The following is a 20,975-nucleotide window of genomic DNA, read 5'->3' as shown; positions in this document are numbered from 1 at the left end:
GAGCTGGGGTTGGGCGGGTGGCGGCGGGTGAGACCTGTCGCCGACGTGTCGGGAGGGGAACGCGACCATGACCGAGCGCACGCTGATCAGGAACGCCCGGATAGTGACCTGCGCGGAGCAGCCGGCGGGAGTGATCGCCGACGGCGACATCCTGCTCGACGGTGAGCGCGTCGCCCAGGTCAGCGCCGGGCGGCTGGCGGTGGACGAGCACGCGGTGCGGGTCGTCGACGTCCGGGGCGCGGCCGTCCTGCCGGGGCTCGGGGACGCCCACGTGCACCTGAGCTGGCCACTCGACTTCGTCTTCGACCATGTCTCGGTGGCGAACGCCCCCGCGGCGCCGCACGCGCTCGACGTCGCCGCGGTGGCCCGCACCTACCTGGAGAGCGGCTACACCCTCGTCATCGGTGCCGGGGTCTCCCAGCCCTTCGACGACATCCGCACCCGGGACGCGATCGACCGCGGCTACTTACCGGGCCCGCGCATCCTCCCCAGCGGCACGATGATCACCGAGGCGGGCGCGATCAGCGCCGACACCGGGATGACCATCGTCGTCACCGACGCCCGTGACCTGCGCGAGGCCGTCGCCCGGCAGTGCGACACCGGCGTGCGGGTGCTGAAGCTGTTCATCTCCGGCGACGGGATCGTCCCCGAGTACCCCTCCGACGACCTCTACATGAACGACGAGATGCTGGCCGCGGCCGTCGACGAGGCCGACCGGCACGGGGCGTTCATATCCGTCCACGCCCGCGGCTCCGCCAGCGTCGCGATGGCCGCCCGCGCCGGGGTGCGGCTCATCCACCACGCCTGTTTCCTCGACGAGGTCGCGCTGCGCGAGCTGCGGGCCCGGCGCGACGACGTCTGGGTGTGCCCCGGTCTGCACTACCTCTACGCCATGGTCAGCGGCCACGCCGAGCCGTGGGGCGTCACCCCGGACAAGATCGAGCGCGCCGGGTACGAGAAGGAGTTCCACGCCCAGGTCGAGGGCCTGCGCCTGCTGCGCGACGAGGGCATCCGCATCGTCGCCGGCGGCGACTTCGGCCACCAGTGGACCCGGCACGGCACCTACGCCGCCGAGCTGGAGCGCTACGTCGAGCTGGTCGGTATGAGCCCGGTCGAGGCGATCAACACCGCCACCCGCGACCTGGGCCCGCTCGTCGGCCTCGACGTCGGCCAGATCCGTCCCGGCGCGCTCGCCGACCTGCTGATCGTCGACGGTGACCCGACCACCGACATCACCGTCCTGCAGAACCCGGACCGCCGTCGCGCGGTGCTCAAGGGCGGCGAGTTCGCCTACGTCAACCCGAGGCTCTACCCATGACCGCGGTGGTGGGAACGGAAGCCGCCGCGGCGCGCCCCGCCCGGGCGGCGGCGAAGCTGCTGTCGGGCGTCGAGACCCTCGCCCGGTTGCTGGTGGTCCGCGAGCAGGTCGACGCCCGGGACGGACTGACGACCGCGACGATGGTCTCCGGCTACCCGGGCTCCCCGCTGGGCACGTTCGACCTGACGCTGGAACGCCTCGGCGCCACGCTCGGCGAGCACCGGATCGTGCACCGCCCCGGGCTGAACGAGGAGCTCGCCGCCGCGGTGGTGTGGGGCAGCCAGATGGGCGCGGTCAGCGGCTACACCGAGGTCGACGGGGTCGTCGGGGCCTGGTACGGCAAGACGCCCGGCCTCGACCGCTGCGGCGACGTCCTCAAGCACGCCAACGCGATGGGCTCCGGTCCCGGCGGCGGCGTCGTGATGTTCTGCGGCGACGACCCGACGGCCAAGTCGTCCACGCTGCCCTGCGAAAGCCTCTTCACCTTCGAGGACGCCTGCGTGCCGGTGCTGTACCCCGGCGACCAGCAGGAAGTCCTCGACCTCGGCGTCCACGCCTACCGGCTTTCGCGCTACTGCGGCTCCTGGGTCGGGATGAAGATCGTCACCGCGGTGGCGGACGGGGTCGGCAGTGTCGACCTCGACCTGGACCGGCACGACCCGGTGGACCCGCCGGACTCGGACGTGCTCGTCGACGGCGTCGCGTGGCGGCACCGGCCGCAGGTGACGATCGGCCCGCACGCGGTGCCCGGCCAGGAGGCGCTCGTCGTCGACCACCGGCTGCGCGCCGCCGCCGCCTACGCCCGCCGCAACGGCCTCGACCGGGTCGTCGGCGCCGCCCCGGGCGCGCCGCTGGGCGTCGTCTGCGGCGGCAAGACGTACTTCGACGTCGTCCAGGCGCTCACCGATCTCGGTGTGCGTCCCGGCGACCTCGCCGCCGCGGGCGTGCGGGTGCTCAAGCTCGGGATGATGTATCCCCTGGTGGAGAGCACCGTCACCGAGTTCGCCCGGTCCGTCGACGAGATCGTCGTCGTCGAGGAGAAGCGGCCGTTCGTCGAGACGCACCTGCGCTCGGTCCTGCACGAGGCGGGGGTCCTGACGCCGATCCACGGCAAGCGGGCCGTCGGCGGCGGCACGCTGCTCTCCAGCGTCGGCGAGCTGGATCCGGCGGTGATCGCGAAGGCGCTCACCCGGGTGCGCCCGGAGCTGGCCGTACCTGCCGATGCGGATGCGGGTGCGGGTGCCGCCGGGGCCGGGGCGGCGGGCGCCTCCGGTGCCGCCCGGCCACGGCGGGTGCCGGTGCCGCTGCCGCTGATCGACCTGCCCTCGCGGTCGCCCGGGTTCTGCAGCGGGTGCCCGCACAACCGCTCCACCGTCTTCCCGGACGGCGCGCTCGTCGGCGGTGGCGTCGGCTGCCACGGGATCATGTACTTCGAGAGCCGCAACAAGGGCATGACAAGCATGCCGCCGACGCCGATGGGGTCCGAGGGCGTCCCGTGGATCGGGCTGTCGCCGTTCGTCGGCGAGCCGCACCTCATCCAGAACCTCGGCGACGGCACGCTGAGCCACTCCGGGACACTGGCCATCCGGGCGAGTGTCGCGGCCGGCGCCGACATCACCTTCAAGATCCTCTACAACGCTGCCGTGGCCATGACCGGCGGCCAGGACGTCACCGGCCTGATGGACGTCCCGGCGATGACCCGGGCGCTGGAAGCCGAGGGCGTGCGGCGGATCGTCGTCTGCGCGGAGGACCCGAAGCGGTACGGGCGCCGGGCCCGCTGGGCGCGGGGGGTCCAGGTACGCGGGCGCGATGCGCTGCCGCAGGTCCAGGAGGAACTGCGCGACGTCACCGGCGTGACGGTGATCATTTACGACCAGCGCTGCGCGGCGGAGGCGCGACGGCTGCGCAAGCGCGGTGAGCTGCCCGAACCGCCCCGGCGGGTCGTCATCAACGAGGCCGTCTGCGAGGGCTGCGGCGACTGCGGCACCAAGAGCAACTGCCTGTCGGTGCTGCCCGTCGAGACCGAGCTCGGGATCAAGCGGCGTATCGACGATTTGTCCTGCAACCGCGACTACACCTGCCTGGACGGCGACTGCCCGTCGTTCGTCACGGTGCGCCCGAAGCGCCCGTCGCGCCTGCGGCCCGCGCGGCCCGCGCGGCCCGCGCCGAAGGCGGACATCCCGGAGCAGGGGAGCGGTGCGGCAGCGGAAAGTGGTGCCGGTTCGGGGGCTGGTGCCGGTTCGGTGGGCGGCCGGCGCCGGCGTGGCCGGGACGCCCGGCCCGCGCTCCCGGCGGGCACCCTGCCGGTGCCGGACGCCCCGCGCGTCGACGGCCAGTACGGCATCTACCTCACCGGCATCGGCGGGACGGGCATCGTCACCGCGAGCCGGATCATCGCCGCGGCGGCCGAATCGGCTGGCCTCGTCGTCGGTGGCGTCGACCAGACCGGGCTGTCGCAGAAGGCGGGCGCGGTCGTCTCGCACCTGAACCTCGCGACGTCCCGGGCCGAGATCGGGTCCGCCACAGTCGGGTCCGGCGGCGCGGACCTGTATCTCTCCGGAGACATCCTGCAGGCCGCGACCGCCTCCAACCTGGGCCGGACCAGGCCCGGGCACACCATCGCGGTGGTCGAGGCGGAACTCACCCCGACCACCGCGATGCTCCAGGGCAACGCCGCCGCGCCCGATCCCGACGACCTGCGCCGAGCGGTCGAGGGCCGGCTCGGCAGCGAGCGAACGGCGTTCGTGGACGGGCGGCGGATCGCCGAGCGGGTCTTCGCCGACCAGCTCCTCGGCAACGTCGTCCTGCTCGGGGCCGCGTTCCAGCTCGGCGGGCTGCCGCTGACCCTGGACGACCTCGAGGCCGCGTTGCGCCGCCAGGGCCGGGCCGCCGCCGCGAACCGTGAGGCGTTCGAGTGGGGCCGCTGGGCCGCCCACGACCCCGCCGCGGTCGAGGCCTGCCTGGCAGTGGGCCCCGCAGGCCCGTCGGCGGGCGGTTCCGCGGCGGGTGGTTCCGCGGCGGGGGGAAGGGCTTCGGCGAGCGGCCCGGCGTTGCACGATCCATCGCCGGCGGCGCTCGACCGGGCCGCGCCGCTGGTCGACGGTTCGGCCCTGCCGAGCGAGTTGCGTGAGCTGCCTGAACTGCGCGATCTACTCGTCCGCCGGACCGCGCAGGTGATCGACTACTCGGGTCCCGGGCTGGCACGCCGCTTCGTGGGGCTGGTCGAGAAGGCGGCGGCCCGCGACGGAGCCGAGTACGGGTGGGAGCTCACCCGCGCCGTGGCCGAGGCCTGGTTCAAGCTGCTGACCTACAAGGACGAGTACGAGGTCGCCCGGCTGCACCTGAAGGTCGACTATGACCAGGTCGCGAGTGAGCTGGGCATCGACGGCCCGTACCAGGTGACCTACCACCTCCACCCGCCGGTGCTGCGCGCGCTGGGCATGTCGAAGAAGCTCCCGATGGGCCGGCCCTACGCCGCCGCGTTCCGCCTGCTGCGCGCGATGAAGCCGCTGCGCGGGACGCCGTTCGACCCGTTCGGCCTGCTCGCCGACCGGCGGACCGAGCGCGCCGTGATCGAGGAGTTCGAACGGCTCATGACCGAGCTGCTCGAACCGGGGCCCGCGGTGCCGTACGAGGCGCTGCTGCGGGCCGCCCGCTCCCCGCTTGCGGTGAAGGGCTACGGGGAGATCAAGGAGGCCGCCGTGGCGAGATGGCGCGACGAGGTCACCCGGTTGAGAGGCGAGCTCGAGGCCGCCCGTGGCGCTGTTCCGGCCACCGCCGACGGCGACGGAGACGGCGGATCCTCGTGATCCAGGCGCTTCCGGTTCGCATGCGGCCAGCACCCGGGCGTGGAGGCCGGAGGCCGGGGCCGAGGCCGGGGCCGGGCCGTGTCCGGATGGGGCCGGGTCTGGAAGCCGTGTTCGGAGGCCGGGTTCGGGTGGGGCCGGGCGCTGCCCGGCCCGGACACGCGCGTTGGTGATCTGACACTGCTGTCTGGTTTTCGTGGCGGGTTCTGCCGTCGCGTTCGCGGAACTAAAGGGCTCCCTGTGACCTCTTACGGAACACCTGTTGACGTCGCGAGCGGCGCGGGTTCCGCAAGCCACTGAAGGCAAGAGGCCACAAGGACGCCTTTAGTCGCTGCCACCGCCTTACGCGGCCTGCGGCGAGGCAGGGGATGGGGAACACCACCCGGCGGGCTGTCGGTGCTCTGAAGACCCTGGTAGAGGGCGTGGAACCGGTCAGGTGGGCTGTCGGTCGCCCCGTTTCGCCTCGGCGGCATCCACGAGATTCGACGTGAGCCGCGCGCGGACTGGGCGCGGATCGGGCGATGACGATCCGGGACCGCCCGGGCGGCCGCTCGGCGCTGGTGGCCGTGGTCTCGGTGGGGCTGCCCTGCGGCGACCTGATTCGAAGCTCTGACGCTGACGTCAGCTTGTCACTTTCGCTGTCGCGTCGTCCGGCCGGCAGGCCGTCCAGTCGGGATGCCAGCCGGCAGGCCGTCCAGTCGGGATGCCGGCCGGGGGGCTGCGCCCTGCGCCAAGCGGGCCCTGGGCCAAGCGGGCGCTGGGCCGGGCGGGCGCTGGGCCGGGCGGGCACCGCGTCTTGCCGGGTCGCTCGAAAACTAAGTGAGCATTTGCTATCTTCGTGGGGATCGTTGCTCGCTGGTGACCGATCGGAGTCTCGATGGACCTCCTGCTGCGTCAGGCCTCGTTGATCGACGGAACGGGGGCTCCCGCCCGCCCCGCCGAGGTCGCGGTCAGTGGCGGCCGTGTGGTCGCCGTCGCCGCGCCCGGCGAGCTGACCCCCACCGCCGGGACGGAGATCGTCGACCTGGGCGGGCTCACCCTCGCCCCGGGGTTCATAGACGTCCACACGCACTACGACGCGCAGATCCTCTGGGACGGTGACCTCACCCCGTCGAGCTGGCACGGCGTCACCAGCGTGATCATGGGGAACTGTGGCTTCGGGGTGGCCCCCACCCGACCCGAGCACCGCGACACGATCATGCGCATCCTGGAGAACGTCGAGGGGATGTCCCTGGACGCGCTCGACTCCGGCATCGACTGGTGCTTCGAGACCTTCCCCGAGTACCTCGCCGCGCTCGACGCCCGGCCCAAGCGCCTCAACGTCGGTGCCTTTCTCGGGCACTCGCCGCTGCGGGCGTTCGTCACCGGTGGCGAGGAGCGGGCAGCCACGCCCGAGGAGATCGGGCGGATGCGTGAGATCGTCCGTGAGGCGCTCGACGCGGGTGCGCTGGGGTTCTCCACCTCCCGCCAGCCCGCCCACCAGGGTGCCTACGGGCGTCCGGTGCCCAGCCGATTCGCCGAGGTCAGCGAGGTCTACGAGCTGGTCTCGGTGCTCGGTGAGCTGGGCCGGGGCGTCGTGCAGGTCTCCATCGGCCCCGGCCTTTTCGTCGACCAGTTCTCCGAGCTCGCGACCCGCTACAACGTTCCGGTGACCTGGACGGCGCTGGTCGCCCGGGCGGACAAGCCGGGCGCGGCGCTGCGCACCGTCGAGCGCGGCGCGGCGCTGCCCGGCGAGGTCTACCCGCAGATCGCCTGCCGCCCGATCGTCATGCAGATCACGATGGACGACCCGGTGCCGCTCGCCGAGATCGACGAGTGGAAGGAAGTCCTGGCCCGGCCGCGGGCGGAACGCGCCGACCTGTACCGGGACCAGACCTGGCGCGACCGGGCCCGCCCGGCGACGCTGGCCGCGTGGAGCCACCGCTGGCCCAAGATCGACGTCGAGGAGACCGGCGCGCACCACGACGCCGTCGGCATCCCGCTCGACCGGCTGGCCGCCGAGCGGGGCACCACCCCGTTCGACCTGATGCTCGACCTGGCGCTGGGCGACACCGAGCTGACGCGCTTCCGGGTGGTGCTCGACAACGACGGCGATGCCGAGGTCGGCGACCTGCTCGCCGACCGGCGCACGCTGCTCGGGCTGTCGGACGCCGGCGCCCACGCCAGCCAGCTCTGTGACGCCTGCTACTCCACCCACCTGCTCGGCCACTGGGTCCGCGAGCGTGGCGTGCTGTCGCTGGAGGACGCGGTGTGGCGGCTCACCGGCCAGCCGGCGCAGGCGTTCCGCGTCGCCGACCGCGGCCTGGTGCAGGAGGGCTTCCACGCCGATCTGGTCGCCTTCGACCCGGCGACGGTGGGCACGACCCCGGTCGAGCGGGTCCGTGACCAGCCGGGCGGCGCGGACCGCCTGGTGGTGCGCAGCACCGGCATCGAGTACGTCTGGGTGAATGGCGTCGCGACCCGCACCGCCGGCAAGGACCTCCCCGACGCCGCCCCCGGCCGCCTCCTGCACGCCCGCACCGCCTGATCACCGCGCGAGCCGTGTGCCCCGATAGCGGCGATTGCGGTCTCCTTTGCCTTCTGTCCTACTATGGCCTGCTGCGCAGCCGACGGTAGCCAGATCAGCGCATTGGGTGTCAGTTGATTCATGGTGCTGTCCGCCGCCTGACCGCGGCCAGCTGAATGATTCCCTGACCCGAGGAGCCCGCACATGCCCGCCGATGGCATGCCCCCTGACGGTGCCGTTCCCGCCGACGGCACGTCCCTCCCGAAGGATGACGGTGCGCCGCCGGCCGGTGCCGCGGAGCCGGACCCGTTCGCCGGGCTGGTCCTCGACGACGCGTTCGTCGCCGCGGCGACCCGTTACGAGGCACCGGCGCGCACCCGGGATGCGATCGCCCGCTTCGGAGCGGCCGAGGATGAACGGTCGCCGCTGCTGGCGAAGCCGCGGCCTACCCGAGCCAGGCGAGGGCGCTGGGCTGGCTCCGCGGGGCGCACCCCGCGCCCGCCCCGCGGTCGGTCGTTGCTGTCGTCGCCGTCCGCGACTGGCGGTGGATGGACCCGCGGCCGGGTCATTCTCGCCGTGATCAGCCTGACCCTCCTGGTCAGCACCCTGGTGGCGTTCGTCCGCTCGGAGTTCGATCTCGACGACGTACCGCGCACGACGGTGCCCGCCGCCGCGCCGAGTTCGCCGGCCGATCCCACCGGGCCGGCCGCCGGGGAACCGGCCGATGCCTCGGACGAGAGCCTTCCGGAGCTGCATCGGTGGAAGTGGGAATCAGGCCGTTGCTACCGCTGGACACAGGTGCCCGTCGACGTCTCGGTTGACGACGTTCCGTGCGCCACGCCGCACCTGTTCGAGGCGGTCGGGAGGCTCGACCTCGGCCCGGCCTACCCCGATGACGCCCCGTACCCATCACAGTGGAACGACGTCGCGGACCGTCACTGCGGCCCGCTGGTCACGAAATACCTCGGCTATTCGCTCGACCCGTTCGGGCGCTACGCCGCGAGCACGATTCACCCCAGGCGACCGGAATGGGACAGCGGCGGTCGCGAGGTCGTCTGTGGGCTGGTCGTCAAGGGCGAGGCCGATCCGAGTCGGCCGTGGTTCCTCGACACGTTTTCCGGTGGTGTCCGGGGAGCGGACCAGGCGATGATCTTCCCGGCGGGTACCTGCTTTCGGCACGCCGCCGACGAACTCGACGACGTGGTTCCGTGCGAGGAGCCCCATCACACCGAGAGCGTCGGAACGGCCGTCCTGCCAGACACGGTCGATGGCGCACCGCCGTCGGCCGAGCGCTTCGACGAACTCGCCGAGGCTGCCTGCGCGCCGCGGTTCGCGCCCTACCTGGGCCACGGCAACGGCGCCCGTGGCAACGGCGGCGTGGTTGTCCAGGGCAACTGGCACCTGATCCGTCCCGAGAGCTGGCGCGCGGGCACCCGCTCCACCACCTGTCTGGTCGGCCTGGTGGATGACATGGGGCAAGCCGTGGCGACCACCGGCCGGCTCGACCCGGCGAATCCAGCGGCCGGGGCGGGCACGGCCGACGTCTGAGCACCGCCAACCGATGCCGTCGGCGCAGTCCCGGTGCGTCGACCCTCTACCGTGGTCCGCCGGGCCCGGCCGGGAATTCTTTCCTTTGGTAGAGAGTGATTCTTCCTCTGCCGCCGCTCTGGGTAGCCAGTCCCCGGTCGCGGAGGCCGCGTAGTGCCTTGCGGATACTCGGGGCGGAAAGCGCGAGTTCTTCGGAGAGCTCACGGACCGTCTTTCCGTTCTGGGTCAGCGCCTGGTGAACGCGACGTTCCGTGATACCCAGAGAAGTCTCGGCAGTCGTACGTTCGGCGGGCCCGGGCGGTGCGGTCGCGTGCTGGTGGAGGACCACGGTGAACCGGATGCCGCTGTCGATGTAGTGGGCGGGAGGCAGCCCCTGGTCGGCGAGGGATTCGGTCACGGTGGGTATTCCACTGGCGAGGGCCTCGATCACCCGAGCCCCGGTCTCTGGTGATCGCACATGCTGGCAGATGGCGACGAGCCGGGCGTTGCGTGCGGAGGTCACGGCGTCGCGGCCGAGCCGGTCGACGGTGATCCCGTAGAGTCCGCCGGGATTGGCCACGATCAGGCGGTCTCGCAGGAGCCGAACCTCGACGGCGAGCCCGGCGGACCAGTGGTCGAGGTCGCGGTGGACCAGCGCGTTGGCGACCAGCTCGCGGAAGGCGACGAGCGGATAGCTCGGCCGGTCGTGGACGGATCCGTCCGGCTCGGCGACGATCGCGGTGTCGAAGGTCCGACGTGCCCACAGCAGTGCGGCGTCGAGCATCCGCGGGATGGGTCCGCTGATGACGACCTGGTTGCGGGCCCGGGTGGCGGCCGAGTCGGTGGGGAGGCGCTGCGCGGCGGCCTGGATGACATAGCGAGGGAACCACTGCTGAGGATGGACCCCGAGGGCGAGGATCCCGGCGACAGTCGGCTGCCCACCGTCGCGGGTGACACCCGCGCGGCGGAGGAGTTCGTCATCGTCGGGGAAGCGGCCGAGTCCGAGCGGGTCGCGGTCGCGCACGGCGGACAGGTACGCGTCGACAAGCTCGGCGTCGAGGTCGTCGATGGTGGCGTCCTCGACGGGGGACCGGTCGAACAGGGGCGGTTGACGGGCCGCGAGAAAACCCTGTTCGTCCAGGTCGGAAAGTGCGTAGTCACCGTCGTAGCCACGGAGGTACGCCGTGCCGGTCGCCGCCACGCGACATGGTTTGGCCGACCGGTCGCACTCGTGGACCTGGGCGACTATGACAGCGGTGCCGTCGACCTCCGCGTCGTCGATGGTCAGGCGGACCGGCGGGGTGAATGCTCGGGCCTTGGCAGCCAGACCCTGCTTGAGGACCTGTGGATCGGGAAGCCTGACCGGGCGGAACCCCGCCTGCTCGTCGAGACCCAGGATGACAGTCCCACCGCCGGGCTGGTTCGCCAACGCGCTCAACGTTGCGGTCAGCGAGGCAGGCAGGCCACCTGCCGCGGACTTGACCTCGACGTCGGTTGTGTCGCCACCTGAGCGGCGGAGATGATCGATCAGCTGGCTCACGTCGCGTGGCACACCCAAATGTAACCACGGGGCGGTTACATTTGGCGTGGGGGTTATATTTGACACCCCGAGATCGGGGCCGAGGCGGCTGAAGTCCGCTGCAGCGCCTGGCATGACCTGCGGCGTCGCGTGGCCCGCGAAATGTAACCAGGCGTGGTTACATTTCGCGGTGCGGTGCGGTGCGGTGCAGGCCGGCTCAGTTGTGCGCCTGACCCGTTGTCAGCCCAGACGGGCTCGATGCGAACTTTTTCACAGCTTGTCCTAGGATGGCCTGCTGCGCTGCCGGTGGTGGGTGCCGCCGGTGGCAGGGGCGAGGCGAGACCCCGCAGATTCACGAACACGCGGGTCGGTGGCTCGAACCGTCGCGGCGCGTACTGATCCTCGTGCCCAGGGAGTGGGAGCCGTCATGCCCGTCAACCGAGAACGTGCCAACAGGTGGCGACGGGGCTGGCGTGGGCACGCGGTGACCATCGCGATCAACGTCGTGCTTGCCGGCGCGGTCGTCTACGCCCTGGTGGAGGTTCGCTCCGACGACTCCTCTCAGGACGACTCCGCTGCCGCGACGGGGATCGACGCGCCGGTGGGCGGGAAGCCGCTCCCATCGTCGTCACCCACCAGCGCAGGCGCGGACCGGAACGTCGAGCTCGAGCAGTACATCTATGCGACCGGGCACTGCTACACCTGGGAGCAGGATCTCGCCAGGTCGTATGTGAAGGACGTCCCCTGCGCGGATCGCCACCTCTTCGAGGCGGTCGACCGGGCGGACCTCAGCGGGGAGTATTCGGGCTCGGCTTTCTTTCCCAGGCCCGAGGAGTGGTCCGATATCGCCGGCCGGTACTGCTCGGAGATGATCGGTGAATACCTCGGCTATCCCCTCGACCCGTACGGGCGCTTCGGTCCCGCCGTGATCCATCCGGAGCAGCTGGGATGGGAGGAAGGCGACCGGTCGATCACGTGCGGGATCGGGTCGAGCGCCTCCGAGACGGACCCTTCGCCGGTCGCCTTCCCGCCGTTCGAGGGCGCCGTCCGGGGCGCTGACCAGACCCGGGTGCGCGCTGTCGGAACCTGCTTCAGTGACGACGCGGACCACATGATCGAGACGCCCTGCGGCGCCCCCCACAATCTGCAGAGCATCGGGGCCGTCACCGTGCCGGGCACTCCGCCGGGAGGCGGCCCGCCGTCCGACAGCTGGCTCGACGAGCAGGTGGGCCCGCGGTGCGCCGAACTGGCCGCGCCCTACCTGCGGACGGAGCGTTTCGAGTCCGCCTTGCTGACGCCGCAGTGGAACACCATCGAACCGGAGAGCTGGCGCGCGGGCACCCGCCGGACGAACTGCTATGTCGGTTTCGTCGACGGGAACGGAACACCGGTGCCGGTCCACGCGGCCCTGCCCGTGCCGGCGGCCTGACCCGGACCGGCCACCTGGGCGGGCCCGCGTGATGCGTCCGGTTCCGTGGAACCGCGGGCGGCCGGCCGGTGATTACTGCGACGGTGAGATTCTGCCACCGACCGCGGTGCCAGCAATCATGCCAATAGCCGCAAACAAGACTTGGCAATCAACAAGAAGTGAGGATTTCGGTTGTTTTAGCAGCCAAAATCCTCACTTCTTGCTCGGCGGCGGCGGCGGCATCAGCGGAAGCCCGAAGCCCGAAGCCTGGAGCCCGAAGCCCGGGATTCCGTTACACGCTTCGGGGTTCGCGGTGGCCACAATCCTCAGGTTTTCGTCCGGCGGCTGCCAGTTGCCGGATGCCGGCGCCAGTCCGTTCAGACCTGCGCCGTTCAGACCTGCGCCGTTCAGACCTGCGCCGTTCAGACCTGCGCCGTTCAGACCTGCGCCGTTCAGGCCTGAACAGCGGCCTGTGCCTGGCGGGGCCGCTCTGAGCCGGTGTCGGGGATGCGCAGCAGCTCCGCCGTGTTGCCGCGCAGGATCTTGCGGGCCACCGCCGGCTCACAGGTGTCCAGGCGCTCCACGTAGTCGACCGGCTGGCGCAGGCCTTCGGGGTGCGGGTAGTCCGAGCCGAAGAGGACCTGGTCCGGGCCGAGGATGTCGATCAGGTCGTGGACGTCGTCCTCCGGGAACGGGCAGACCCACAGATGCTCGGTGAGCATCTCGCTCGGGCGGGCGCTGAGCGCGCCGCCGATCATCGGGCCGCGCCGGCCCAGGGCCGCCGCCTTGTCGACGGTCTTGAGCAGGTGCCGGACCCAGTTGCTGCCGTTCTCGATCGAGACGATCTTCACGCCGGGGTGGCGGCCGAAGAGATTGTGCAGGGTCAGGGCGGTCAGGGTGTCGACGATCGGGCGCTCGGTGTTGCACAGCGCCCACTGCAGCGGTGACTGGCGATGGGACGGGTTGCCTGCGTCCTCCGACCACAGGCTTCCGTAGGCCAGGTTGTAGCCGCTGTTGGAGACGTGGAAGACGACCCCGACGCCGGCCTCGGCGACCGTCGCCCAGAACGGGTCGAACACCGGGTCGGCGGGGGAGCGCCCCCCGACCGGGCCAGGGCGCAGGTGCACCAGGCGGGCCCCGGCGTCGAGCACCCGGCGTAGCTCGACCAGGCAGTGGTCGAGGTCGAGCAGGGAGAGCATCGGCACGGCGAAGATCCGGTTCTCCGCCGCGTAGCCCCAGTCCTCCTCCAACCAGCGGTTGAACGCCCGCAGGCTCGCGTAGGTGAGCTCGATGTCATCCACCATGTCCTGCTCGACGGCCACGCCGAGCGTCGGCAGCATGATGCTCGCCTCGACGCCCTGGTCGTCCATCAGGCGCAGCCGGGCGGGCCGCTCGATGAAGGCGGGGTGGTCCTTGGCGTTGAGGACCTCCCGGTGGGTGAAGCCGTCGGCGACCTCGCCGACGAACAGCCCCTGCAGCGCTCCGGGGGCGGAGGCGTAGTCACCGGGCATGACGCTCATGAAGGTGCGGCGGTCGCCGATGAAGACCCGGCCGAGACCGTCCGTGCCGCGTTCCACCCGCACGGTCTCGTTCTTCCAACGGGACTCGATGTGTCGGGAGAAGCAGTCATCCGGTTCGTAGTAGTGGCCGTCGGCATCGATCAGCTCGTAGTCCACCGATCCACCTCCACAAAGATAGTGAACACCCGCTCATTATAGGACCTGGCCCGCCTGGTGGATGCTCTTGCTGGCCAACAGGCTGTTGATCTCCTCCGCGGAGAAGCCGAGCGCGGTCAGGACGTCCGTGCTGTGCTCGCCGATACCGGGGAGCGTCGGCCGGGGTGCCTCCGGAGTGCGCGGGCCGTATCGCAGCAGCGGCCCGATCTGCTCGAACCAGCCCCAGTCCGCCACGTCGTAGGATGCGACCCGCCCGAGCTGGCGGTTCACCGGATCGTCCAGCACCGCGCGGCGGAACCCGTCCCGGTCGGGCTCGTCGACCAGCTCGGCCGCCACGCCGTGCGCACGCAGGTGCGCCACCCACTCGGCCGCGGTCGCGGTCGCGAACGTCGCCTCCAGCGTGGCCTCCGCCTGGCGGGCGAGCGCGTCCTGCGCGCCGCCGCGCAGCGGGACGTACACCTCGGGCAGGGATTCACCGCCGGTTACCGGCGTGCCGGTGCCGGTGCCGGTGCCGCTTCCGCCGCTGACGCCCACGCCGGCGGGCGGTGGCAGGGCGCGCAGGCGCTGCCAGGCGTCCCGGTCCGGCACGACGAGCGCGAACCAGCGGCCGTCCCGGGCCGGGTAGATGCGGTAGCCCGGGCCGTAGCCCGTCTGGGCGGCGTCCAGGGTGGGGGTGGCCACGGGTTCGCCGTCCCGGAAGAACACGCCGCTCTGCAGGAGCATCCCGGCACCGAGCAGGCTGGTATCGACCCGCTGCCCGCGCCCGGTGGCCTCCCGCGCGTACAGCCCGGCGAGGATCCCGGCCGCGGCGACCCAGCCACCCGTCATGTCCAGCGGGATCCAGGTCGGGGCCACCGGGTCGTTCCCGGCGCCGCCGACGGCCTGCTCCAGCCCGGTCAGCGCCTGCATCAGCGCGTCGTTGCCGGGGTGCTTCGCCCGCGGCCCGGACGGCCCGAAGGCGCTGGCGTGGCAGTAGACGGCGCTCGGGTTGAGCGCGGCGACGGTGTCGGCGTCGATGCGCAGCCGCTCGGCCACGCCGACGCGGAAGTTGTGCAGGACGACGTCGGCCCAGCGGATCAGCCGCTCGACGACCGGCCTGGTCTCGGCGGCGCCCAGGTCCATGGCGAGGCTGCGCTTGCCGCGCTGGCAGGCGGCCACCGCGTAGGCCGCGGCCCGCATCGCCTCACCGCCCGGCGGCTCGACCTTGATGACGTCCGCGCCCAGGTCAGCCAGCACCTGGGCGGCGAGCGGGCCGGCCACGAAGGCCGAGAAGTCCAGGACCCGCACGCCGTGCAGCGCGAGCCCCGGCGCCCCTCCCGCCTGTGGGCCACGCCTGCCCGCGGCGCTGTCGGCGCCGGCGTCGGTGCCGGTGGCCGGCTCCACTGACTGGACGGAGATCGGCGAGCCGACGACGACGTCCTCGTGGCCCGCCTCGGAACGGGTTACGGCGAGGCCGATCTCGGTCAGGTGTGGGTCGGCGAGCGCCTCACCGGGGCGCAGCACCGGCTCACAGGCGATCCCGGCGGCCCGCAGCCGGGTCAGCCAGTCCGCCCGCGGCCGCAGCGCGAACGGGGACCGCCAGCGCCGGGCGCGCTCGTTCAGCGCCCCGGTCATCTGGTCGGCGTAGTAGCCCTCCGCGCTGGGGGTGTCGCCGAGCACCTCGATGAGGCGCGCGTACATGCCCTTGCCGCCGAACCAGACCTGGAGCAGCTCGCCGTCCGCGCAGCGGTAGAGGAAGTTGGGGAAGGTCGAGCCCTTCTCCCAGTACGACTCGATCTCCGTGGCGGCCCGCTCGGAGCGCCCGATCATGCAGCCGAGGGTGGCCAGCAGACCGTCGTAGAGGGACGTCTCGGCCCAGCCGCCGTGGCCCGTCGCGGCCCGGCGGCGCAGCAGCGCGAGCGCCGAGGTCGTGAGCAGGAACGCCGTGCCGCTGCCTGACGCCTGCGCGTCGACGAAGATCGGGCCCGGGCGGTGCCCGGCCAGCTGGGTGCAGAAGCCGGCGCGTGCCTCGACGAGCAGTCCGAAGTCCGCCGCGGTGCCCTTGGACGTCCGGCTGGGCCGGCAGCGCAGGTAGACCAGGCCCGGGTGGGCGGTGGTGAGCTCGAGGCAGCCCAGTCCGCGCTCCTCGACGAGCTGCTCGGGGCCGTAGACGATGGCCACGTCCGCACCGAGCAACAGGTCACGGATCCGCGCCGGGTCGTCGGTGACGACCAGGTGCTTGTCGCGGTGCCAGACCTGGCCCCAGGCGACCTCCTCGTCGAGCTCGGGTGTCGCCGTGCCCACCACGCGCACGACCCGAGCGCCGAGGTCGGCGAAGATCATGCCGGGCACGCCGCCGGCGAGCCCCAGCCCGAGGTCGCTGGTGCCGACGGCGACCTCGACGACGGTCAGCCCCGCGCACGGGCGCTGCGCCCCGGCGGCGGCGACGGCCGCGCTCATGAGGCGCTCCCGGCGGCCGACGTGGACAGCCCGCTCGCGGCCGCGGACGGTTCGACGGCGGCCCCGCCGGGTTCGGCCCCGCCGGGTTCGGGCCCGGCTTCGGGTGCCGGTGGGGCGACCAGCCTCGGCAGCACCTCCTCGGCCGCGAGGGTGATCACGTCGAGGGTGTCCTCGTGCGCGGCGGGTGAGATCACAAAGTGGCGCACACCGGCGTTGACGTACTCCTGGAGGCGGGCTGCGACGTCCTCGGGCGTGCCGGCGGGGGCGATGCGGTCCAGCATGCTGCCCGGCTTGTCTCCGTAGGCCTTGCCGAGGAACTTCGCGACGTCGTCCCGGGCGCGGTCCCGGTCGCGGCGGATCGAGCAGTACAGGAAGATCATCCACTCGAAGCCGCTCGCGTCGAGGTCACGACCAGCGGATTCGGCGTGCTCGCGGACGGTCTTGACGGTCCGGGCGTAGGCGTCCGGGGAGACGAGGTACGGCATCCAGCCGTTGCCGAGGCGGGCCGCGCGGCGCATCGCGGCGCCCTTGCGGCCGGAGACCAGCAGCGGCGGCCCACCGGGCCGGGCCGTCCGGGGCGCGGCACCGGCTGTGTCCCTTAACGCCACCGGGTGCAGCTCGACGTCGTCGAAGTGGAAGAACTTGCCGTGGTGGCTGACCGGGCCCCCGCTCCACAGCGCGCGCAGGATCTCCAGGGTCTCGTCGGTGCGCGGCCCGCGCTCGGCGACCGGCACGCCGACGGCGTCGAACTCGTGCGGGAACTCGCCGCCGACCCCGACCCCGATCGAGAGCCGCCCGCCGCTGTGCACGTCGAGATCGGCGATCTGCTTGGCGAGCACGACCGGCTGGTAGAGCGGGGCCAGCAGGACGGCGGTGCCGACGCGGACCCGCTCGGTCCAGGCCGTCATCAGCGCGAGCCGGGTGAGCGCCTCACCGGTGCCCGTCCGCGGCAGGACGTGCCCGCCATGCCAGACGGACTCGATCGGGAGGCGCTCGGCGGCGGCGAGCCACGCCCGGTCCGGCTCGGGAATCGCCGCTGCTCCGAAGACGATGTGGTTGTCTGGCAACAAGGGCTCCTTCGCGGACGACCAGTCGAGCGCGTGCACTGGCCGGCTGGCCGGTTGGCCGGCTGGCCGGTCGGCCGGGTCCGAACCCGGCCGAGGGCGCCGGCCCCGCCCGAGGCTGCGGGCCGCAGGCTGCCGGCGCCCCGCGTTCGGACCGGTGCGGGCCGTGACCTCGGCTCTTGCCGGCGTCAGTCGCGGAATGTCGGCACGCACGGCCGAGCTTGCGTGGCAGAATAGCGGAGTGAGCGTACACTTTTTAGTGGTTCGAGGGGAAGCTCGACCAGACCCGTCGACGGGTCTGGCGTCTGCACCGGCCCCCGGTCCGGAGCCGGTCAGACCGGGGCGCGTGGCGTGACCAGCCGAGGTAGCGCGCAGGCTCCGTCCTTCAGGGTGGGGCCAGCGCATCACTCCGCCGTCACGGTAAGTGGCGTGTTGTATTCTTCCGGTTATGGGGAGTCGGGTGGTGAAGCGGGCATACAGGTACCGTTTCTACCCGAATCAGGAACAGGTCGAGAACCTCGCGAGAACCTTCGGTTGTGTGCGCTATGTGTACAACCGCGCGCTGGCCGAACGGCACCGCGCCTGGGTCGGGGAGCAGCGCCGGATCAGTCATGCCGAGACCGACAAAATGCTCTGGTGGTCCGGAACATGGTCCGAAATCGTTCCCTTGCCCGCGCGATCTCGGACGCGTCGTGGTCGGAGTTGCGGCCGGATGCTGGAGTACAAGGCCGGCTGGTATGGCCGGACGGTCATCGCCGTCGACCGCTGGTATCCGAGCTCGAAGACCTGTTCGTCCTGCGGGGCACAGGTCGAATCCCTGCCGCTGAACATCCGGGGGTGGACCTGCCGTTGCGGCGTGGTGCACGACCGGGATGTGAACGCGGCACGGAACCTTCTGGCCGTGGGGCTCACGGTGTCAGCCTGTGGAGACGGAGTGAGACCACCCCGTTCCTAGAACAGGGAGGCGTCTGTCAATGAAGCAGGAAAACCTGCCCGCGAGGGCGGGAATCACCGGACTTCAGGACGGGGAGAATGTCAAGGCGCCGGTCGGCATTCCGCCGGCGGTGACGGAGGAGACCGAACCGTTCTGGGCCGCCGCCGCGCAGGGTCGCCTCCTCGTCGAGCACTGCGGCGCCTGCGGCGCCGAGTCGTTCCCGCCCTACGGGGTCTGCCGGACCTGCCGCCACCGGCCGGTCGAGTTCGTGGAGATCACCGAGCGGGGCCGCGTCTACAGCTTCACCGTCAACCACCAGCGCTGGCTGCCCGGGCTGGAGGTGCCCTACGCGATCGTCCTCGTCGAGTTCCCGGGGCATCCCGGAGTGCGGGTCGCCGGCCGGCTGCGCGGCTGCGCCCCCGAGGAGGTGGCCATCGGCGCCGAGGTCGAGGTCGGCTTCGAACCAGGACCAGGCGGCTACGCCGTCCCCAGCTTCGTCGCCGTGCCCGGCGCCGTGAATGCCCCCGGCGACGCGGACGCCCCTGGTGACGCGGACCACTCCGGCGCGGCGGGCGGTGCGGGGTCATGACCGGCGCCGACCACTTCGAGCGGCGGGCCGTCATCTCCGGGATCGGGCAGTCCGCTGTCGGGCGGCGCCTCGACCGGTCCGGGTTCCAGCTCACCCTCGACGCCGTGCTGGCGGCGATCGCCGACGCCGGGCTCACCGTCGACGACATCGACGGGCTCGCCATGTTCCCCGGCGGGGGCAAGGCCAACCTGCCCGGCTACGCGAACGGCAACCTGTACGAGATCCAGGACGCGCTGCGCATCACGACGTCCTGGCGGCAGGGCCAGGTCGAGGGCATGAGCCTGCCGTTCTACGGCCCCGCGCAGGCCGTAGCCACCGGGCAGGCCAGGCATGTCGTCATCTGGCGGACGGTGAAGGAGGGCAGCGCGGCCCGCAACGCCGGTGGCCGGCCCGCCTACGGCTCGATCCATCCGGCGGCCGAGGGCCCGCTCGCCTGGCTGCTGCCGATCGGCGCGCTCTCCCCGGTGTGCCAGGTCGCCCCATACGCCACCCGCTACATGCACGACTACGGCGTGACCCGTGAGCAGCTCGCCTGGATCCCGGTGACCCAGCGCGCGCACGCGGCGCTCAACCCGGACGCCGTCTACCGCGACCCGCTCACCGTGGACGACTACCTGGCCTCCCGCATGATCTCCACGCCGATCTGCCTGTACGACTGCGACGTGCCCGTCGACGGCGCGACCGCGATCGTCATCTCCACCGCGGACGCCGCCGCGGACCTGCGGGCACCGGTCGCCATCGAGGCGATGGCCGGGGTGGTGGACGGACGTCCGTCCTGGGAGCAGTGGGAGGACATGAGCCGGGTCGGCTACGCCACCGCGGCGGCGATGTGGAACCGGACGAGCCTGCGCCCGGCCGACGTCGACGTCGCCCAGCTCTACGACGGCTTCATGATCGAGGCGGTGTGGTGGCTGGAGGCCATGGGGTTCTGCGGCACCGGCGAGGCCGGCGACTTCGTCGAGGGCGGGAAGCGGATCGGGCTCGGCGGTGAGCTGCCGCTCAACACCTGGGGCGGGCAGCTTTCCGGCGGTCGGCTGCACGCGTCCTTCGGGCACACGGCGGAGGCCGTCCGCCAGCTGCGGGGTGAGGCGGGTGCCCGGCAGGTCGCCGGCGCCGAGGTGGCGGCGGTGACCAACGTGGGCGGCTTCGAGGCCGGCGCGGCCCTGCTGACCCGCTGGCGCTAGCCGCGCTGACCCGCTGGCGCTAGCCGCGCTGGCCGCACTGACCAGCGAACGAGCTGTACCGAAGCTGTACCGACACACACCGGGTACGAGGCGGGGCGAGAGCAAGGAGACGGCGATGCCACGTGGAACTGGACGGGTCGAGGGAAAGGTCGCCATCGTCACGGGCGCCGGCTCCACGCCGGGTCCCGGGATGGGGACCGGCAAGGCCAGCGCGGTGGTGCTCGCCCGGGAAGGCGCGAGCGTCCTGCTCGTCGACCTGCATCCCGAGCGGGCCGAGGAGACGTTACAGATGATCGAGGACGAGGGCGGCAAGGCCCGGGTCTTCGGCGCCGACGTGACCAGCGCGGCCGACTGTGAGGCGATGGTCGACGCCGCCGTCGACACGTTCGGCACGGTGGACATCCTCGTCAACAACATAGGCCTGGCCTCGGTCGGGACCGTCGTCGACACCACCGAGGAGGCGTGGGACCGCAGCCTCAACCTGAACCTGCGCACGGTCTTCCTCGCGTCGAAGTACGCGGTTCCGGTGATGGCCGCGAAGGGAGCCGGTTCGATCGTCAACATCTCGTCGATCTCCGCGCTTCGCGGTGACGGCACCATCGCCTACTCCGCCGCCAAGGGCGCGATCCTCGCGATGACGGTCGACATGGCCTACTCCCACGGCCGGGACGGAATCCGGGTGAACGCGATCGCGCCCGGCCACATCACGACTCCGATGGTCAACTCGGTGTCGGGCCAGGACGCGGCCGCCGACTTCCGTACCCGGCTCCGCAACGAGGCGGGCCTGCTGGGCACGCCCGGCACCGGCTGGGATGTCGGCTGGGCGGTCGGCTACCTCGCCTCCGACGAGGCGCGCTGGGTGACCGGGGTGACACTGCCGGTGGATTCCGGTGTTCTCAGCGTCACCCCGCTGATGATGGCCCCGCACCTGCGCGGCGTGCAGGAATAGCCCGAACAGCGAACAGCGAACAGCGAAAATCTGGGCTGAACAGCGGATGTACTTCG

At 72.0% G+C, this 20,975-nt stretch carries 13 protein-coding genes and 2 pseudogenes; 11 read left to right on the top strand and 4 right to left on the bottom strand.

Annotation, left to right across the window (positions count from 1 at the left end):
* Positions 1 to 67: 67 nt before the first annotated feature.
* The 4 genes from FREUN1FDRAFT_RS14570 to FREUN1FDRAFT_RS14555 all read left to right on the top strand — a co-directional run bounded on the left by FREUN1FDRAFT_RS14570 (position 68) and on the right by FREUN1FDRAFT_RS14555 (position 9,178).
* Positions 68 to 1,318, top strand: coding sequence for an amidohydrolase family protein (locus FREUN1FDRAFT_RS14570; protein WP_006540850.1), 1,251 nt, complete (start codon positions 68 to 70; stop codon positions 1,316 to 1,318).
* Complete coding sequence (locus tag FREUN1FDRAFT_RS14565; protein WP_006540849.1) at positions 1,315 to 5,127, top strand: indolepyruvate ferredoxin oxidoreductase family protein; 3,813 nt, start codon at positions 1,315 to 1,317, stop codon at positions 5,125 to 5,127. The genes FREUN1FDRAFT_RS14570 and FREUN1FDRAFT_RS14565 overlap by 4 nt, the downstream gene beginning before the upstream one ends.
* Before the next feature lie 874 nt (positions 5,128 to 6,001).
* Positions 6,002 to 7,651 carry an amidohydrolase family protein gene (locus tag FREUN1FDRAFT_RS14560; RefSeq protein ID WP_006540848.1) on the top strand — a complete coding sequence of 550 codons (1,650 nt, stop codon included), beginning with the start codon at positions 6,002 to 6,004 and terminating at the stop codon, positions 7,649 to 7,651.
* Between the two features lie 183 nt (positions 7,652 to 7,834).
* Positions 7,835 to 9,178 (top strand): septum formation family protein, encoded by a 1,344-nt coding sequence (locus FREUN1FDRAFT_RS14555; RefSeq protein WP_006540847.1) that lies wholly within the window; start codon positions 7,835 to 7,837, stop codon positions 9,176 to 9,178.
* Between the two features lie 46 nt (positions 9,179 to 9,224).
* Here the strand turns inward: FREUN1FDRAFT_RS14555 and FREUN1FDRAFT_RS14550 are convergent, their stop codons facing one another.
* Positions 9,225 to 10,709, bottom strand: a complete 1,485-nt coding sequence (locus tag FREUN1FDRAFT_RS14550; protein ID WP_232295199.1) for an ATP-binding protein — start codon at positions 10,707 to 10,709, stop codon at positions 9,225 to 9,227.
* Between the two features lie 394 nt (positions 10,710 to 11,103).
* Between FREUN1FDRAFT_RS14550 and FREUN1FDRAFT_RS14545 the strand changes: the two genes are divergently transcribed.
* Entirely contained in the window at positions 11,104 to 12,105 is a 1,002-nt protein-coding gene (locus tag FREUN1FDRAFT_RS14545) for a septum formation family protein (protein ID WP_006540845.1), read from the top strand.
* 338 nt (positions 12,106 to 12,443) lie between these two features.
* Complete coding sequence (locus FREUN1FDRAFT_RS48025) at positions 12,444 to 12,578, top strand: pentapeptide repeat-containing protein (RefSeq protein ID WP_083828688.1); 135 nt, start codon at positions 12,444 to 12,446, stop codon at positions 12,576 to 12,578.
* On the opposite strand, the gene FREUN1FDRAFT_RS14540 is transcribed toward FREUN1FDRAFT_RS48025, so the two are convergent.
* The 3 genes from FREUN1FDRAFT_RS14540 to FREUN1FDRAFT_RS14530 are packed head-to-tail and all read right to left on the bottom strand — an operon-like array spanning position 12,537 to position 17,266.
* Positions 12,537 to 13,760, bottom strand: a complete 1,224-nt coding sequence (locus FREUN1FDRAFT_RS14540; protein WP_006540844.1) for an amidohydrolase family protein — start codon at positions 13,758 to 13,760, stop codon at positions 12,537 to 12,539. The genes FREUN1FDRAFT_RS48025 and FREUN1FDRAFT_RS14540 overlap by 42 nt on opposite strands.
* Positions 13,761 to 13,796: 36 nt before the next feature.
* Positions 13,797 to 16,199, bottom strand: coding sequence for a CoA transferase (locus FREUN1FDRAFT_RS14535; RefSeq protein WP_006540843.1), 2,403 nt, complete (start codon positions 16,197 to 16,199; stop codon positions 13,797 to 13,799).
* The gene (locus FREUN1FDRAFT_RS14530; RefSeq protein WP_006540842.1) at positions 16,196 to 17,266 is read right to left on the bottom strand and encodes an LLM class flavin-dependent oxidoreductase; all 1,071 of its coding nucleotides are present in this window, start codon (positions 17,264 to 17,266) and stop codon (positions 16,196 to 16,198) included. Before FREUN1FDRAFT_RS14530 ends, FREUN1FDRAFT_RS14535 begins: the two co-directional genes overlap by 4 nt.
* Positions 17,267 to 17,711: 445 nt before the next feature.
* Between FREUN1FDRAFT_RS14530 and FREUN1FDRAFT_RS48020 the strand changes: the two are divergent.
* The 5 genes and pseudogenes from FREUN1FDRAFT_RS48020 to FREUN1FDRAFT_RS14510 all read left to right on the top strand — a co-directional run.
* Positions 17,712 to 17,837: pseudogene (locus tag FREUN1FDRAFT_RS48020) on the top strand (helix-turn-helix domain-containing protein); the annotation flags it as partial.
* A gap of 59 nt (positions 17,838 to 17,896) precedes the next feature.
* Positions 17,897 to 18,218: pseudogene (locus tag FREUN1FDRAFT_RS48015) on the top strand (RNA-guided endonuclease TnpB family protein); the annotation flags it as partial.
* Positions 18,219 to 18,237: 19 nt separating this feature from the next.
* Positions 18,238 to 18,786: a Zn-ribbon domain-containing OB-fold protein gene (locus FREUN1FDRAFT_RS14520; protein WP_006540840.1), complete on the top strand. Its 549-nt coding sequence runs from the start codon at positions 18,238 to 18,240 to the stop codon at positions 18,784 to 18,786.
* A complete protein-coding gene (locus FREUN1FDRAFT_RS14515; RefSeq protein WP_006540839.1) occupies positions 18,783 to 19,970 on the top strand; it encodes a thiolase family protein in 1,188 nt (395 codons plus the stop codon). The genes FREUN1FDRAFT_RS14520 and FREUN1FDRAFT_RS14515 overlap by 4 nt, the downstream gene beginning before the upstream one ends.
* A 115-nt stretch (positions 19,971 to 20,085) precedes the next feature.
* Positions 20,086 to 20,919 (top strand): SDR family NAD(P)-dependent oxidoreductase, encoded by an 834-nt coding sequence (locus FREUN1FDRAFT_RS14510; RefSeq protein WP_006540838.1) that lies wholly within the window; start codon positions 20,086 to 20,088, stop codon positions 20,917 to 20,919.
* Positions 20,920 to 20,975: the final 56 nt, after the last annotated feature.

Source organism: Parafrankia sp. EUN1f (genome assembly GCF_000177675.1).
In the GTDB taxonomy this organism is placed as follows: domain Bacteria; phylum Actinomycetota; class Actinomycetes; order Frankiales; family Frankiaceae; genus Parafrankia.
This window is presented reverse-complemented; position numbering and strand designations above follow the sequence as displayed.